Source organism: Streptomyces sp. NPDC045287, assembly GCF_056432325.1.
The window spans coordinates 34,445-49,804 of sequence record NZ_JBWKJG010000013.1 but is presented as its reverse complement, the minus strand read 5'-3'; the positions used below and the strand labels follow the sequence as shown (position 1 = coordinate 49,804).

The window sequence follows — 15,360 nt, the reverse complement described above, 5'->3', positions numbered from 1 at the left end:
CGCAGCCGGGCATGCGCAATGTCCTCACTCAGGGTCCGCGCCCTGGCTCGACGTGACCGGCGGTGAGAGTTCCTGGCTCCCGGGCGCCCCGCGACGGCGTGTCGCGCGGAGCCCGGTGACAGTGGCGGGACCGCGCCGGATTCGCACCGGGCTTCCTCTCCTGCCGCCGGATATGGCCTGGGCAGTCCACCACGGCCCGCGAAGGCCCGTCAACTCACCCTTGACCTGCGGCGGAGCGGTGTGCCGAGCCCCACAGGCCGGCCGCGGGACGGCCCGGGGACGGCCTGAGGACAGTCCGGGGACGGCCTGGGGACGGCCGGCGGTGGGCCGTACGACGACGGCTGGGCCGGCCGTACCGCGGGGGTACGACCGGCCCAGCCGGATGCTTCGGCCCTGCTCAGGCCACGATCAGGTAGATCCCGTACGCGACGGCCGCGGCGCACAGCGCGAAGCAGGCGTACGCGCCGGTGCGGGCCAGGGCGGCGGAACCCCCCTGGACGGAGGCCCGCTCCTGCCGGGAGAGGCCCACCAGGCCGAGGGCGAACAGGCCGACGATTGCGACGGTGGAGACGAGGCCCACGCCGAAGACGGAGCCGAGGGCTGCCCAGTCGATGTCCATAGCGATGCCGTTCTTTCCTTACACCGCGGCCGTGGGCGCCGCGCCGGTCGCGGCGGCCGGGGCCGGGATGGTGGTCTTGAGGGCGTCGTCCGCCGGATCGGCGGCGACGGTGCCGGCGGGCGGCGGGATGACGGCCGCGATGGCGGTGGTGACGACCCCGGCGGGTTCGGTCCCACCGGAGACCCCGGTGCCGTTCTCGTCCTCGTCCTCGTTGACGTTGGTGTGGTCGACGACCTGGCGGCGCGAGATGAGCCAGATGGCGGCGGAGGAGCCGACGAGGAAGGCCGCGACGACCGCGACGCCCCAGTCGCCCTGGCGGGCGACGAGCTCGGCGAGCGCGGCGACCAGGCCGGCGGCCGGCAGGGTCAGGCCCCAGGCGACGAACATCCGGGTGGCGGTGGACCAGCGGACCACACCGCCCTTGCGGCCGAGGCCCGCGCCCATCACGGCGCCGGAGCAGACGTGGGTGGTGGAGAGCGAGAAGCCCAGGTGGGAGGAGGCCAGGATCACGGTCGCGGCGCCGGTCTGGGCGGCGAAGCCCTGCTGCGGCTGGAGGTCCGTGAGGCCCTTGCCCATGGTGCGGATGATGCGCCAGCCGCCCAGGTAGGTGCCGAGCGCGATGGCCAGGCCGGCGGAGACGATGACCCACACGGGCGGGTTGGAGCCGGGGGCGAGGGCACCGCCGGCGACCAGGGCGAGGGTGATGATGCCCATGGTCTTCTGCGCGTCGTTGGTGCCGTGGGCGAGGGAGACCAGGCCGGCGGAGGCGATCTGGCCGGCCTTGTAGCCCTTGCGGCCGGTCTTCTCGTCGATGTTCGCGCCGACCTTGTACGTGAGGCGGGCGGCGACCATCGAGGCGACGCCGGCGACCACCGGGGCGGCGACGGCCGGGATCAGGACCTTGGTGAGGACGACGCCGCCGTTGACGCCGCTGACGCCGATGGACGCGACGGTCGCGCCGATCAGGCCGCCCATGAGGGCGTGGGAGGAGCTGGACGGCAGGCCGACCAGCCAGGTCAGGAGGTTCCAGAGGATCGCGCCGACGAGGGCGGCGAGGATGACCTCCGGTTGGATGCCCGTCTCGTCGACCAGACCTTTGGAGATCGTCTTGGCGACCTCCACGGAGAGGAACGCGCCCACCAGGTTCAGCACGGCCGACATGGCCACCGCCGCCTTGGGCTTCATCGCGCCGGTCGAGATGGTCGTGGCCATCGCGTTGGCGGTGTCGTGGAAACCGTTTGTGAAATCGAACACGAGAGCTGTCACGACCACAATGGCGAGCAGCAGCGTGATGTGTTCCATTTACCCAGGCAATCGTTCGACGTCAGTGGCCCGCTGAACGTAGGCAACCTGAGTGAACGGAAGGTGAACTGGGCCGGGCCGCGTGGTGTCCCGACCTGTGAGCCGGGATTCCGGTTGCGCCCCGGCCCCGGAATCACGCCCTTCGGGGCACCGGAACCGGGTCGGACCGAGATGCTCGTCACTTCCGGGCCGGTCCGCCCGCTGGCATGATCCACCGCATGGCGAAGGACGGCGGGGCGGACGGGAAGGCCCCCGGCGGGGCGGCCGGGGAGGCTCTCGGCGGGGCGGCCGGGGCGGCGGTCGAGGAGGCGTGGGACGCCCTGGTCGCCACGGCGCGCAGGACCGCGGCCGACGGGCTGGTCGTCGGCACCTCGGGGAACGTCTCCGTACGGGTCGGGGACCTGCTGCTCGTCACCCCGAGCGGCGTGCCGTACTCCCGACTGACCGGGGACGACGTCGTCGCCGTCGACCTGGACGGGCGGCGGGTCCGCGGCACGCTGCCGCCGACCAGCGAGCTGCCGCTGCACCTGGCCGTGTACCGGTCCACCGACGCCGGGGCGGTCGTCCACACCCACGCCGTGCACGCCACCGCCGTGTCGACCCTCGTCGACGAGCTGCCGCCGATCCACTACGTGGCCGGCGCCCTCGGCGGGCCCGTCCGCGTCGCCCCGTACGCCCTGTACGGCACGCGGGAGCTGGCCGACCACATGCTCGCCGCCCTGGCCGGGCGCACCGCCTGCCTCCTGCGCAACCACGGCACGGTCGCCTACGGCGCGACGCTCGACCAGGCGTACGACCGCACCGCCCAGCTGGAGTGGATGTGCCGGGTCTGGCTCGCCGCCGACAGCCACCCCACCCGCACCCCGGCGCTCCTCACCCCGGCCCAGTTGGCCGAGGCCACCGAGAAGCTCCGCGGCTACGGCCGCCCCGACTGACCCACCCGACCCCCGGCCCCCGGCCTCAGCCACCCGGCCCCGCCCCGTCCCGGCCGCCCGGCCCCCGAGCCGCCCCGCCGTGCCCGCCGCGTTGCGCCCCGCCCCGCCCCGCCCCGGCCGTCCGGCCCTCCGTGGCCTCGGCTGCCCGCTGCCTCGCGTCCTGCCCCGGCTGCCCCGCTCGGCCCCGCCCACCGCGTTGCGGCCCGCTCGGCCCCGATCCGGCCGATCCGCCCGACCCTGCCCCGGCTCTCCTGGCCGGCCCGTCGCCCGGTGGCCGCCGCCCCGCCCCGGCTCGGCCGCCCCGACTGACCTCCGGCCCCCGGCCCCCGGCCTCAGCCACCCGGCCCCGCCCCGTCCCAGCCACCCGCCACCCAGAGCCCCGCCCCCGCCGTCCGCGTCGCCCCGCCCGGCCCGTCACCCGGTGGCCGTCGCCCACTGGCACGGCCCGGCCGGTGTGCGGACACTGGACGGGTGCGTTCCCCGACAGGCGCGGCGGTGGCCGCAGCCACAGTGATCGGTGCCGGGACGGCCGCCGTGGCGGCCGGCCGGTACGCCAGTGGCGTGGCGCTCAGGCCGCGCCCGGGGCGGCTCCTGCCCGGCGAGCCCCGGCTCACCGTGCACGCCACCGGCCCCGGCCGGGTCACCCTCACCCGCGCCCTGCCCTCCCTCCGCCCCGGCACGTACGGACTGGAGGGCCCCGGCGTCCACGCGGTCGTCGGTCCCGTCCTCGGCGACGTGCCGCACGCCCCCGACGCCGTCGTGCGCCGCCTCGAACGCGTCGACCACGGCACCCTCGAACCCGGCACCCGCGTCCGCCTCACCCCGAAGCTCCACTCCGGCACCCCCGCCTCCGCGCTCGGCCTCCCGTACGAGGACGTCGAGGTGGCCGGCGAGCTGGGCCCCCTGCCCGCCTGGTACGTCCCGGGCGTCCGCACCACATGGGTGATCACCGCGCACGGCCTGGGCGCCACCCGCGAGCACCCGCTGAACGTGCTGGGCTTCCTCAACGGCGGGCTGCGCTTCCCCGTCCTGAACCTCGCCTACCGCGGCGACCCGGGCGCCCCCCGCCCCGCCGACGGCCTCGGCCACCTCGGGGAGTCCGAGTGGCGCGACCTCGACGCGGCCGTCCGCCACGCCGTCCACCACGGAGCCGAAGCCGTCATCCTGTACGGCTGGTCGACCGGCGCCGCCATGGCCCTGCGCACCGCCGCGCACGGCCGCCTGCGCGACCGGATCGCCGGCCTCGTCCTCGACTCGCCGGTCCTCGACTGGCAGGCCACCCTCCGCGCCCTGGCCGCCGCCCACCACGTCCCCTCCGCCCTGCTCCCCCTCGCCGTCCGGGCGGCACAGGGCAGGGCCGGACTGGACGGCGAGGACCTCGGCCGGGCCGCCGGCCCCGACATGCCGAAGGTGCCCGCGCTCGTCTTCCACGGCCCCGACGACACCGTCGCCCCCTGGGCGGCGACCCGCGCCTTCGCCGCCCGCCACCCCGGCCTCGTCACCCTCCGCGCGATCCGCCACGCGCCGCACGCCGCCATGTGGAACGCCGGTCCCGAGCGGTACGAGGAGGCCCTGCGCCGCTTCCTCACCCCGCTCCTCTGAGCCGACGCCCCCCTTCCGTTTGGGCTTTCGGGCCGTCAGCGGGAAGACTGCCCCCCGTGACGTCTCGAAAGCCCGATGAGCAACTGGCGCGCAACTCCAGACTCCGACTCGTCCGGCCCCGGTCGCTGGCGACGACCGCCCGGCGGGCGGTGGCCGACCGGCGGACGCGACCGGCCCCGCGCCCGCCGGAGGGCACGCCACCGCGGGCGGAGCTGGCCCGCCAGGCCCGGCGGGTCCTGGCCGACGCCGTGCGCGTCGCCCGCTGGGCCGCCGTCGACCGCGGCCCCGTCACCACCCCCGGATCGGCCCGCGAACGGGCCGCCGCCGCGCTCGGCCTGACGCGGGAGCAGATCGGCACGGCCTGGGACCGCGCCCGGCTCGCCGGGCTCGTCGAGATCCACGGCGACACGGTCCGCCCCGGCTGGCGGCTGCGCGCCTGGGACCGCGACGACTCCGCCGCGCTGCGCGGCTGGGTCGCGCTCCTCGACGCCTGGTCGCTCGCCCACCCCGCCCCGCAGGACGCCGAACCCGCCGCGGTCGCCGAGGTCGTGGAGGCCGTCCCGCAGGTCCTCTCCCTCCTCCAGCTCTCCGCCGGCCCCGTGCCCGTACCGGCCCTGCTCGACCTGGTCCGGCAGCGCGTCGCCGAGCTGCGCGAGCAGCGCTGCGAGGTGCCGTACGCCGCCGAGGCGGGAACGCGGCCGGAGCCGGGGGGCCCGGCCGGCGCCCCGGCGCGCGACGGGCGGCGGGAGGGCACGGACGCGGCCCCCGACCCGGACGCCCTGCCCGGCCTGCTCGACTGGGCGCTGGAGGGTCTCGCCTCCGTCGGCGCCCTGACCCTCGGCGGCGGCCAGGCGACGCTCACCCCGCTCGGCAACTGGGCGGTGTGGGTCAAGCTGGAGCAGATCTGCGTCGCCGCCCAGAGCCCCGCCGGACACATCGAGCAGTCCGCGGAGGACATGCTGCGCGGCTGCGTCCGGCTCACCCCCGGCCCGGCCCGCGCCGAGTACCGCGCCTGGCTCGCCGCCCGGCCCGTCGGCAGGGCCGTCGCCGAACTGCTCACCGTCGCCCGCGGCGACGACGCCCTCCTGCGCGGGCTGGCCTTCGAGGCCCTCCGCGTGGTGGGCGCCGCCGCCGAGGCCGAGGTGCGCGCCGCCGCCGGTGAACCGTCACTGCGCCCGTACGCCCTGCTCTGGCTCGCCGAGCACGAGGGCGCCGACCCCGACGAGGCGCCGGACGTCCTCACCCGCGAGGAGGCGACCTGGCTCTGGGTGGACACCGCCGCGGCCCTCGTCGACCACGGCGAGAGCGACCTCCTCGTACGGCACCTGGAGTCCGCCGTGCAGGGCACCGTCCCCGCGCTGCTCGACGAGGTCCGCGAGGCCGGCCACCCCCGCACGGTGCAGGTGCTGGTCGCCCTGGCCGCGGCGCACCCCGACCCGGCCCTCGCCAAGGCGGTCCGCCGCGCCGCGTTCCAGGTCCACACGGGCAGCGCCTGACGCCCCCGGCCCGGTGCGCCGGGGGCGTGCGCCCCGAGGTCCCGGAGGCCGCCCCGGCGCCCCGCGCCGCCCGGCCGCCCGGCAGGCGGCCGGGCCTTCCGCGCGCCCCGAGGGCGCGGGGCCCCGCCGCCGGGCCCCCGCGCCCCGGAAAAGCAGTTGCATGCGCCCGTTAGACTGGCCCGTATGGCCATTCTCCCTGTGCATTAGACGGTGTCGACGTCACCGCAGCCGCCGTCCACCCACCGTCCCCCCGCCCTGGAGTCTGTCCGTGATCACCGCCACCGGCCTTGAGCTGCGCGCCGGCGCACGCGTCCTCATCGAGTCCGCCTCGTTCCGCATCGCCAAGGGCGACCGCATCGGCCTCGTCGGCCGCAACGGCGCCGGCAAGACCACCCTCACCAAGTGCCTCGCCGGCGAGGGCGTCCCCACCGCCGGCACCATCACCCGCTCCGGCCAGGTCGGCTACCTCCCGCAGGACCCGCGCACCGGCGACCTCGACGTGCTGGCCCGCGACCGGATCCTCTCCGCCCGAGGCCTGGACGAGCTGATCCGCAAGATGCGGCTGAACGAGGAGCGCATCGCCACCGGCAAGGGCTCCACCCGCGAGAAGGCCCTCAGGCAGTACGAGCGCCAGGAGACCGAGTTCCTGACCAAGGGCGGGTACGCCGCCGAGGCCGAGGCGTCCACCATCGCCGCCGCCCTGGGCCTGCCCGACCGGGTGCTCGGCCAGCCGCTGCACACGCTCTCCGGCGGCCAGCGCCGCCGCATCGAGCTGGCGCGGATCCTCTTCTCGGACGCCGACACGCTGCTCCTGGACGAGCCGACCAACCACCTCGACGCCGACTCGATCACCTGGCTGCGCGACTACCTCAAGACGTACCGCGGCGGCTTCGTCGTCATCTCCCACGACGTCGACCTCGTCGAGACCGTCGTCAACAAGGTCTTCTACCTGGACGCCAACCGGTCCGTGATCGACATCTACAACATGGGCTGGAAGCTCTACCAGCGCCAGCGCGAGGACGACGAGAAGCGCCGCCGCCGCGAGCGGCAGAACGCCGAGAAGAAGGCCGCCGCGCTCAACGCCCAGGCCGACAAGATGCGCGCCAAGGCCACCAAGACGGTCGCCGCGCAGAACATGGCCCGCCGCGCCGAGAAGCTGCTGTCCGGCCTGGAGGAGACGCGCCAGTCCGACAAGGTCGCCAAGCTGCGCTTCCCCGAGCCCGCGCCCTGCGGCAAGACCCCGCTCACGGCGGAGGGGCTGTCCAAGTCGTACGGCTCGCTGGAGATCTTCACCGACGTCAGCCTGGCCATCGACAAGGGCTCCCGCGTCGTCATCCTCGGCCTCAACGGCGCCGGCAAGACGACCCTGCTGCGGCTGCTCGCCGGCGTCGAGAAGCCCGACACGGGCCAGGTCACGCCGGGCCACGGCCTGAAGCTCGGCTACTACGCGCAGGAGCACGAGACGCTCGACCCGGAGCGCACGGTCCTGGAGAACATGCGCTCGGCCGCGCCCGACCTGGACCTGGTCGAGGTCCGCAAGGTCCTCGGCTCGTTCCTCTTCTCCGGCGACGACGTCGACAAGCCGGCCGGCGTCCTCTCCGGCGGCGAGAAGACCCGCCTCGCCCTGGCCACCCTCGTCGTCTCCTCGGCGAACGTGCTGCTCCTCGACGAGCCGACGAACAACCTCGACCCGGCCAGCCGCGAGGAGATCCTCGGCGCGCTGCGCACCTACAAGGGCGCGGTCGTCCTGGTCACCCACGACGAGGGCGCCGTCGAAGCCCTCCAGCCGGAGCGGATCATCCTCCTCCCGGACGGGGTCGAGGACCTGTGGGGAGCGGACTACGCAGACCTCGTGTCCCTCGCCTGATCATTCCCGTATGGATCATTCAGCCTAGTCGCGCTCCTTCATCTGAGTGAGGGGATCTCATACCGCGGCGTGGCATCCGGCAGATTTTCCGGCACCGGCGCCGCCCCGCGCATTTCTTTACGGTGCGCCGCTGACCTGGTACTTCGTCGTCGGGCGCGCGCCGCGTCCGGGATTTCCGCGCGCGGCGCGGTCGCCGGACGGCGAAACCCGCGGCCACAGACCTCGTCGAATGGCTGGCCATGTGGCCCCGGAGGGGTGATCATGAGAAGTCCAGAGCGCACTTCCCATGAGGAGGCACGGGTGGCCGAGACTCTGAAGAAGGGCAGCCGGGTGACCGGCGCCGCGCGCGAGAAGCTCGCGGCAGACCTGAAGAAGAAGTACGACGCCGGCGTGAGCATCCGGGCCCTGGCCGAGGAGACCGGCCGGTCCTACGGATTCGTCCACCGGATGCTCACCGAGTCCGGAGTCGTGTTGCGCGGACGCGGTGGAGCGACGCGGGGCAAGAAGGCCACGTCGGCCTGATCGCCGTGCGCGGGTCGTGAGGCGTCCCGGCGGTTCCGGCAGTGCCGTCCGGCCGTCGTCGGCCGTGGTTCGCCACGGTCAGGCGGTCGACCGGATGGTTACCGTGCAGTAATTTGTCGGTCGGCGCAGCTGTTCCGGCTGCGCCGACCGATCGCTGCACCGGATCCGGAGGCGTCCCATGACCTCGATCGACCCTGCCCTCGTCGTGCTCGACAAGGACGGCGTGCGTCTCGCCGTCGAGGACGGCGTCGCCACGGTGACCCTCGCCAACCCGGCGAAGCGCAACGCCCAGTCGCCCGCCCTGTGGCGGGCCCTCACCGAGGCCGGGCGAGCGCTGCCCGGCAGCGTGCGGGTCGTGGTGCTGCGCGCGGAGGGCGTGTCGTTCTCCGCCGGTCTCGACCGGCAGGCGTTCACCCCGGAGGGGTTCGACGGGGAGCCGTCGTTCCTCGACATGGCGCGCGGTTCCGACGAGGACCTGGACGCGACCATCGCCGAGTACCAGGAGGCGTTCACCTGGTGGCGCCGCAACGACATCGTGTCGGTCGCGGCCGTCCAGGGCCACGCGATCGGTGCCGGCTTCCAGCTCGCCCTCGCCTGCGACCTGCGGGTCGTCGCGCAGGACGTGCAGTTCGCGATGCGCGAGACCAGCCTGGGCCTGGTGCCCGATCTGGGCGGGACGCAGCCGCTCGTCGCCGCGGTCGGCTACGCCCGCGCGCTGGAGATCTGCGCCACGGGCCGGTTCGTCCACGCCGACGAGGCCGAGCGCATCGGTCTGGCCAACCTCGTGGTGCCCGCCGGCGAGCTGGACGCGGCCGTGCGGGACCTGGCCGCCGCCCTGCTCGCCGCGCCGCGCGACGCCGTCGTCGAGACCAAGGCGCTGCTGCGCGGCGCGACCGGGCGTACGTACGAGGAGCAGCGCGCCGCCGAGCGCGCCGCCCAGGCCCGCCGCCTCCGCGACCTCGCGGGCCTCTCCGACTGAGCCGTCCGCCCACGCCGTCCCCGCCACGCCCCGCCCACGCCCCGTCCCGTCCCCGCCCTCGGGCGCCCGTGGCCCGGGGCAGGGATGGGGCCGGGCTCAGAAGCCGCGGCGGGCGCCCCCGTCGACTGGGAGCATCACACCCGTCAGGTACGAGGCGGCGGGGGAGAGCAGGAACGCCGCCGTCGTGCCGAACTCCTCCGGCGTGCCGTAGCGGCGCAGCGGGATCCGCGCCTCGTTGGCCGCCCGCGCGGCCGCGGCGTCACCCGACAGGGCGTCCAGCTCCCGCACCCGGTCCGTGTCGATGCGCGACGGCAGCAGGCCCACGACGCGGATGCCGCGCGGCCCCAGCTCGTCCGCGAGGGACTTGGCGAACCCCGCCAGGCCGGGGCGCAGGCCGTTGGAGATGGTCAGCCCGGGGATCGGCTCGTGCACCGAGGCGGACAGCACGAAGCCGATGACCCCGCCCTCCTTCAGCACGGCCGCCGCGGCGCGGGCCAGCCGCACGGCGCCCATGAACACCGAGTCGAACGCGGCCCGCCACTGCTCGTCGGTGTTGTCGGCGGCCCAGCCGGGCGCCGGCCCGCCGACGCTGACCAGCACGCCGTCCAGCCCGCCGAAGTGCGACCGCGCGGTGGCGATCAGCCGGTCCGCCGCGGCCGGGTCGGCGTTGTCCGCGGCGACTCCCACCGCGCCGGGGCCGAGCGCGGTGGCGGCGTCCTCGACGGCCTTCGCTTCGCGCGACGACAGGACGACCTTCGCGCCCTCCGCCACCAGGGCCTTCGCCGCCGCGTGGCCGAGGCCGCGGGACGCGCCCGTCACGACGTACACACGGTCTTTCAGTCCGAGATCCATGCGCCTATCCTGCCGGGTCGTCCGGCGCCAGCGCGAGGGCCGTCGCCACCAGCCCGACGTGGCTGAACGCCTGCGGGAAGTTGCCCAGCTGCCGCCGTGCCACCGGGTCGTACTCCTCCGCCAGCAGCCCCACGTCGTTGCGCAGCTCCAGCAGCCGTTCGAACAGCTCCCGCGCCTCCTGCACGCGGCCCATCATGCGCAGCGCGTCCGCCATCCAGAACGAGCAGGCGAGGAACGTCCCCTCCCCGCCGGGCAGCCCGTCCACCGCGATCCCGTCGGTGCCGTACCGGCGGATGAAGCCGTGGTGCCCCAGCTCCGCCCGCACCGCCTCCACCGTGCCGACCACCCGTGGGTCGTCCGGCGGGAGGAAGCCGACCCGCGGGATCATCAGCGTCGCCGCGTCCAGCTCCGCCGACCCGTACGCCTGGGTGAACGTGTTGCGCACCGGGTCGTAGCCCCGCTCGCACACCTCCCGGTGCACCTCGTCGCGCATCGCCCGCCACCGCGCCACGTCCCCCGGCAGGGACGGGTCCTGCTCCAGCGTGCGCACCGCCCGGTCGGCCGCCACCCACGCCATGACCTTCGAGTGCACGAAGTGCCGGCGCGGCCCGCGCACCTCCCACAGCCCCTCGTCCGGCTGGCGCCACGTCGACTCCAGGAACCCCAGCAGGCTCAGCTGCAGCGCCCACGCCTGCCGCTGCGGCACCATCCCCACCTCGCGCGCCAGCTCCAGCGAGTCCATCACCTCGCCGTACACGTCGAGCTGGAGCTGCTTCACGGCGGCGTTGCCGATCCGGACCGGGCGCGCCCCGCCGTAGCCGCGCAGCCACGGCACCTCGGTCTCGGGGAGCCGCCGCTCGCCCCCCAGGCCGTACATGATCTGGAGGTCCGCCGGGTTGCCCGCGACGGCCCGCAGCAGCCAGTCCCGCCAGGCGGCGGCCTCCTCCACGTACCCGGCCGACAGCAGCGCCCGCAGGGTCAGCGTCGAGTCGCGCAGCCAGCAGTAGCGGTAGTCCCAGTTCCGTACGCCGCCCAGCTCCTCCGGCAGGGACGTGGTCGCGGCGGCGACGATCCCGCCGGTCGGCGCGTACGTGAGCGCCTTCAGCGTGATCAGCGAGCGCATCACCGCCTCCCGGTACGGCCCCTCGTACGTGCACCGCGCCGACCAGGACTTCCAGTCCTCCAGGGTGTGCTCCAGCGCCTCGTACGGGTCGACGAGCGGCGGGCGCGGTTCGTGCGAGGGGTGCCAGGTGAGGCAGAACGCGACCTTCTCGCCGGGGCCGACCGTGAACGACGAGCAGGTGCTGTACTGCTGGCCCCAGGTCTTCACCTCCGGTTCGCTGCGCAGCCACACGGAGTCCGGGCCGGCGACGGCGACCCGGTGGCCGTCGGAGCGCCGCATCCACGGCACGACCGACCCGTAGTCGAAGCGCAGGCGCAGCACGGACGACACCTCGACCCGGCCGGCCACGCCCTCCACGATCCGCATCACGTCGGGCGCGCGGTCGCGGTGCGGCATGAAGTCGACGACGCGCACGGTGCCGGTGCGGGTCTCCCACACGGACTCCAGGACCAGGGAATCGCCCACGTAGCTCCGCCGGGTGCAGGTCCGGGCACCGGCGGGCGCGATCCGCCAGTGGCCGTTGTTCTCGTCGCCCAGGAGCGCGGCGAAGCAGGCACCGGAGTCGAAGCGGGGCAGGCAGAGCCAGTCGATCGAACCGTCCCTGCCCACCAGAGCGGCGGTCTGCAGATCGCCGATGAGGGCATAGTCCTCGATGTGTTGGGTCACGTCCTGGCGTGTTCCCACGGCGGAGAAGCGCCAATCAGTCAGCCCGCCCCGCGGGGCGCGTGACCTGCGGCGGCGTACCGCGCCGTGTGGGCCGTGTCACAGGGGCGCGGGGTCAGGCGCCCGCGGGCTCCCGCGCGGCCGGCGCGCCCTCCGCCTCCGCGGAACCGCCCCCCTCGGCCGCCGCCCGGTCGCGGCGCTCCCGGCGGACCAGGACGACCCACCCCACGGGGACACCCGCGGCGAACAGCCACCACTGCACGGCGTACGCCATGTGGGCGCCGATGGAGTCGTGATCCGGGTCCGGGATCGGCTCGGGGGAGCCCCCGGTCGGGGCGGGCTCCGTCAGCTCCAGGTAGCCGCCGAGCACCTGCCGGTCCAGCCGCTCGGCCTGCTGCCGGCTGTTGATGAGCATGACCTGGCGCGGCGGCAGGCCCCGCAGGTCCTTGATGCCGCTGCTGCCGGTCGTCTGGTCGGCCATGAGCCGGCCGACCACCGTGACCCTGCCCCTCGGGGCGGGCGGCACGTCCGGGTACGCCCTCTGGTCCGAGGCGGCGGGGACCCAGCCGCGGTTGACGAGGACGGCCCGCCCGTCGTCGAGGACGAGCGGGGTCAGGACGTGCATGCCGACCCGGTCGTCGGCGTTGGTGCGGCGGCGGACGACGACCTCGTGGGCCGTGTCGAACGTGCCGGTCGCGGTCGCGCGGCGCCAGTAGTCGGCGCGCGGGACCGTGTGCCCGGGCGAGGTGAGCTCGGTCACGGGGACCGGTTCCGCCTTCAGGTTGTCCGCGATCAGGGCGTTCTGGGCGACCCGGCGCTCGTGCCGGTGGAACTGCCAGAAACCCAGCTCGACCATCACCGGGATCAGGACGAGGGCGACGAGGGTGAGGATCACCCACTGCCGGGACAACAGGAAGCGGTACACCCCACGACCGTACCTCCGCCGCCGCCGGGTCCCGTCCCCGGGTCCCGCCCCCGGGTCACACCCTGTCGACGATTCCCACCTTGCCCTCCGCGCGGGCGCAGTGCGCGCCGCAGTACCAGCGGCCGTCCGCCTCGACGCCCTGCCCGATGATCTGGACGCGGCAGTGCTCGCAGATGGGCGCCATGCGGTGGATGGCGCAGGCGAAACAGTCGAAGACGTGCACGGCGCCCTGCGCGTGCACCTCGAAGGACATGCCGTACTCGTTCCCGCAGACCTCACAACGTGCCATGCGCCACAGGGTGCGCGGGCGGCGGTCGGAACGGAGGGCGGCGCGCCCGGCCGTCACCCGTTCGACCGGACGACCCCCGCGGCTCAGCCGTCGGCCGGGGCGACGTCCCGGAGGAGATGGGTGAAGGCGGCCTCGTCGACGACGGGCGTGCCGAACGACTTCGCCTTGAGGACCTTCGACGTGCCCGCGTCCGGGTCGTTGGTGACCAGCAGGCTGGTCAGCCGCGAGACGCTGGTCGCCACGTGCAGCCCCGCCTCCACGGCCCGGTCCTCCAGCAGCTCGCGCTCGACGGACGTGTCACCCGAGAACGCCACCCGCATGCCCTGCTTGAGCGGTTTGTCCGACTCGTACCGTCCGGGGTTGGGGTACGGGCACGCCGGACGCTTCCGCGCCGGGCGCCAGCCGCCGGACCCGTACGCGGCCTGACGACCGATCCGGGGCGTCCCCGCGGTGGGCGGCGCCGACCACTCGACGAGCGGGCGGCACTCCAGCAGCGGCAGCCGCACGCCGCGCTCGGCCGCCGCGCGCAGGCTCGGCCGGAACGCCTCCGCCAGCACCCGCGCGTCGTCCAGCGCGTGGTGGGCCTGCCGCTGGCGGACGCCGAAGTGGGCGGCGAGCGACTCCAGCTTCATGTTGGGCAGCGGCAGCGCCAGCTCCTTCGCCAGCGCCATGGTGCACAGCCGCTGCCGCACCGGCGCGGTGCGCTCCGCGCGGGCGTACTCGCGGGCGATCATCGTCCAGTCGAAGTACGCGTTGTGCGCGACCAGGACCCGGCCGTCGAGCCGCTCCGAGAACGCGGCGGCCACGTCGGCGAAGAGCGGCGCGCCCTCCAGCACGTCGCTCGTCAGCCCGTGGATCCACACCGGCCCCGGGTCGCGCTCCGGGTTGACCAGCGTGTACCAGTGGTCCTCCACCTCGCCGCGCGCGTCGAGCCGGTAGACGGCGGCGGACACTATCCGGTCGTGCGCGGAGAGCCCGGTGGTCTCCACGTCGACGACCGCGTACCCCTGCGGGTAGGCGGGTGGCCACGCTGCTGCTGTCGTACGGTCGTCGAGCATGGTTACTGAGGATAGAGCCCGCCACCGACACCCCCGGCCCCGGGCGCGCGGAGCCCGCCCTCCCGCACGGGACGCGCGGAGCGCGTGGGTCGCAGGGGATGCGAGGGGCACGCGGGATGCGCGGGACGCACGGGGTGCACGGGGCGCACGGGGCGCGCGGTCGGTCCGGACACCCGAGCGGCGGGGCGGGCGCCCGAGCGGCGGGGCGGGCGCCCGAGCGGCGGAGCGGGCAGCAGAGGCGGGGCGGGCGCCCGGTCCGCGTACGGCCGTGCCACGCGTCGGCCAGCGTGCCGTTTCCCGACGGGCCCGCGCGCGGATGAGACGCTCGGCGTCGTGACGGAACCGACGGCGCGGGAGGCGCACGCGGACGGCCTGGGGGCGCGGCTCAACTGGCTGCGCGCCGCCGTCCTCGGGGCGAACGACGGGATCGTGTCCACCGCCGGGCTCGTCGTGGGCGTCGCGGGCGCCACCGGCGAGCGCTCCGCCCTCCTGACCGCCGGGCTGGCCGGGCTGCTCGCCGGGTCCATGTCGATGGCGGTCGGCGAGTACGTGTCCGTGTCCACGCAGCGCGACTCGGAGAAGGCGGCCCTGGCGGTGGAGCGGCGGGAGCTGCGGGAACAGCCGGAGGCCGAACTCGACGAGCTGACCGACCTGCTCGCCGAGCGCGGGCTGTCCCGGGACGTCGCGCGCGAGGCCGCCGAACAACTGACGGAGCGTGACGCGCTGCGCGCCCACGCGCGCGTGGAGCTGGGCATCGACCCGGACGACCTGACGAACCCGTGGCACGCCGCCGCCGCGAGCTTCCTCGCCTTCACGGTCGGCGCGCTGCTGCCGCTGCTCGCCATCGTCTGCCCGCCCGCCCCCGCCCGGCTGTGGGTCACCGTCGTGTCGGTCCTCGCCGCGCTCACGCTGACCGGCTGGTCGAGCGCCCGCCTCGGCGCGGCGCCCGTCCGCCCGGCGGTGGTGCGGGTGGTGGGCGGGGGAGCGGTGGCCATGGCCGTGACGTACGCGGCGGGCTCGCTGCTGGGGGCGGCCGGGGTCTAGCGGTGCCGCCGCGGGGGCGCACGGCCGCGTACGCCACCGAGGGCCCGCCGGGGCCTGTTGACGGATCGTCTCGCATACTTGTCG

14 protein-coding genes and 1 riboswitch are annotated in these 15,360 nt (G+C 75.3%); of the genes, 7 read left to right on the top strand and 7 right to left on the bottom strand.

Annotated features, from left to right (window positions below):
* Positions 1-67 precede the first annotated feature (67 nt).
* A riboswitch (cobalamin riboswitch) is annotated at positions 68-157 on the bottom strand.
* Between the two features lie 240 nt (positions 158-397).
* Positions 398-619: a hypothetical protein gene (locus AC07D6_RS21655; RefSeq protein ID WP_315880548.1), complete on the bottom strand. Its 222-nt coding sequence runs from the start codon at positions 617-619 to the stop codon at positions 398-400.
* A gap of 18 nt (positions 620-637) precedes the next feature.
* Entirely contained in the window at positions 638-1,921 is a 1,284-nt protein-coding gene (locus tag AC07D6_RS21650) for an inorganic phosphate transporter (protein WP_479046686.1), read from the bottom strand.
* A gap of 218 nt (positions 1,922-2,139) precedes the next feature.
* Between AC07D6_RS21650 and AC07D6_RS21645 the strand changes: the two genes are divergently transcribed.
* The 6 genes from AC07D6_RS21645 to AC07D6_RS21620 all read left to right on the top strand — a co-directional run bounded on the left by AC07D6_RS21645 (position 2,140) and on the right by AC07D6_RS21620 (position 9,322).
* Entirely contained in the window at positions 2,140-2,856 is a 717-nt protein-coding gene (locus AC07D6_RS21645; RefSeq protein ID WP_479046684.1) for a class II aldolase/adducin family protein, read from the top strand.
* A gap of 471 nt (positions 2,857-3,327) precedes the next feature.
* Complete coding sequence (locus tag AC07D6_RS21640; protein WP_479046682.1) at positions 3,328-4,458, top strand: alpha/beta hydrolase; 1,131 nt, start codon at positions 3,328-3,330, stop codon at positions 4,456-4,458.
* 56 nt (positions 4,459-4,514) lie between these two features.
* On the top strand, positions 4,515-5,954 hold the full coding sequence (locus tag AC07D6_RS21635; RefSeq protein ID WP_479046680.1) for a hypothetical protein: 1,440 nt from the start codon (positions 4,515-4,517) through the stop codon (positions 5,952-5,954).
* Positions 5,955-6,222: 268 nt separating this feature from the next.
* Positions 6,223-7,821: an ABC-F family ATP-binding cassette domain-containing protein gene (locus AC07D6_RS21630; RefSeq protein ID WP_315880544.1), complete on the top strand. Its 1,599-nt coding sequence runs from the start codon at positions 6,223-6,225 to the stop codon at positions 7,819-7,821.
* Between the two features lie 300 nt (positions 7,822-8,121).
* Positions 8,122-8,343 carry a helix-turn-helix domain-containing protein gene (locus AC07D6_RS21625; protein ID WP_315880543.1) on the top strand — a complete coding sequence of 74 codons (222 nt, stop codon included), beginning with the start codon at positions 8,122-8,124 and terminating at the stop codon, positions 8,341-8,343.
* A 178-nt stretch (positions 8,344-8,521) separates the two neighbouring features.
* Positions 8,522-9,322, top strand: coding sequence for an enoyl-CoA hydratase/isomerase family protein (locus tag AC07D6_RS21620; RefSeq protein ID WP_479046676.1), 801 nt, complete (start codon positions 8,522-8,524; stop codon positions 9,320-9,322).
* A 96-nt stretch (positions 9,323-9,418) separates the two neighbouring features.
* Here AC07D6_RS21620 and AC07D6_RS21615 read toward each other — a convergent pair whose 3' ends face one another.
* The 5 genes from AC07D6_RS21615 to AC07D6_RS21595 form a co-directional block, all read right to left on the bottom strand.
* Positions 9,419-10,174, bottom strand: coding sequence for an SDR family oxidoreductase (locus AC07D6_RS21615; protein WP_315880541.1), 756 nt, complete (start codon positions 10,172-10,174; stop codon positions 9,419-9,421).
* 4 nt (positions 10,175-10,178) lie between these two features.
* On the bottom strand, positions 10,179-11,963 hold the full coding sequence (locus tag AC07D6_RS21610; protein ID WP_479046673.1) for a glycoside hydrolase family 15 protein: 1,785 nt from the start codon (positions 11,961-11,963) through the stop codon (positions 10,179-10,181).
* Positions 11,964-12,075: 112 nt separating this feature from the next.
* On the bottom strand, positions 12,076-12,885 hold the full coding sequence (locus AC07D6_RS21605; RefSeq protein WP_315880539.1) for an SURF1 family cytochrome oxidase biogenesis protein: 810 nt from the start codon (positions 12,883-12,885) through the stop codon (positions 12,076-12,078).
* Positions 12,886-12,940: 55 nt separating this feature from the next.
* Positions 12,941-13,174 (bottom strand): hypothetical protein, encoded by a 234-nt coding sequence (locus tag AC07D6_RS21600; RefSeq protein WP_315880538.1) that lies wholly within the window; start codon positions 13,172-13,174, stop codon positions 12,941-12,943.
* An 83-nt stretch (positions 13,175-13,257) separates the two neighbouring features.
* Positions 13,258-14,232, bottom strand: a complete 975-nt coding sequence (locus AC07D6_RS21595; protein WP_315880537.1) for a DEDDh family exonuclease — start codon at positions 14,230-14,232, stop codon at positions 13,258-13,260.
* Positions 14,233-14,565: 333 nt separating this feature from the next.
* Here AC07D6_RS21595 and AC07D6_RS21590 point away from each other — a divergent pair, with 333 nt between their 5' ends.
* Positions 14,566-15,276, top strand: coding sequence for a VIT1/CCC1 transporter family protein (locus tag AC07D6_RS21590; protein WP_315880536.1), 711 nt, complete (start codon positions 14,566-14,568; stop codon positions 15,274-15,276).
* Positions 15,277-15,360 lie beyond the last annotated feature (84 nt).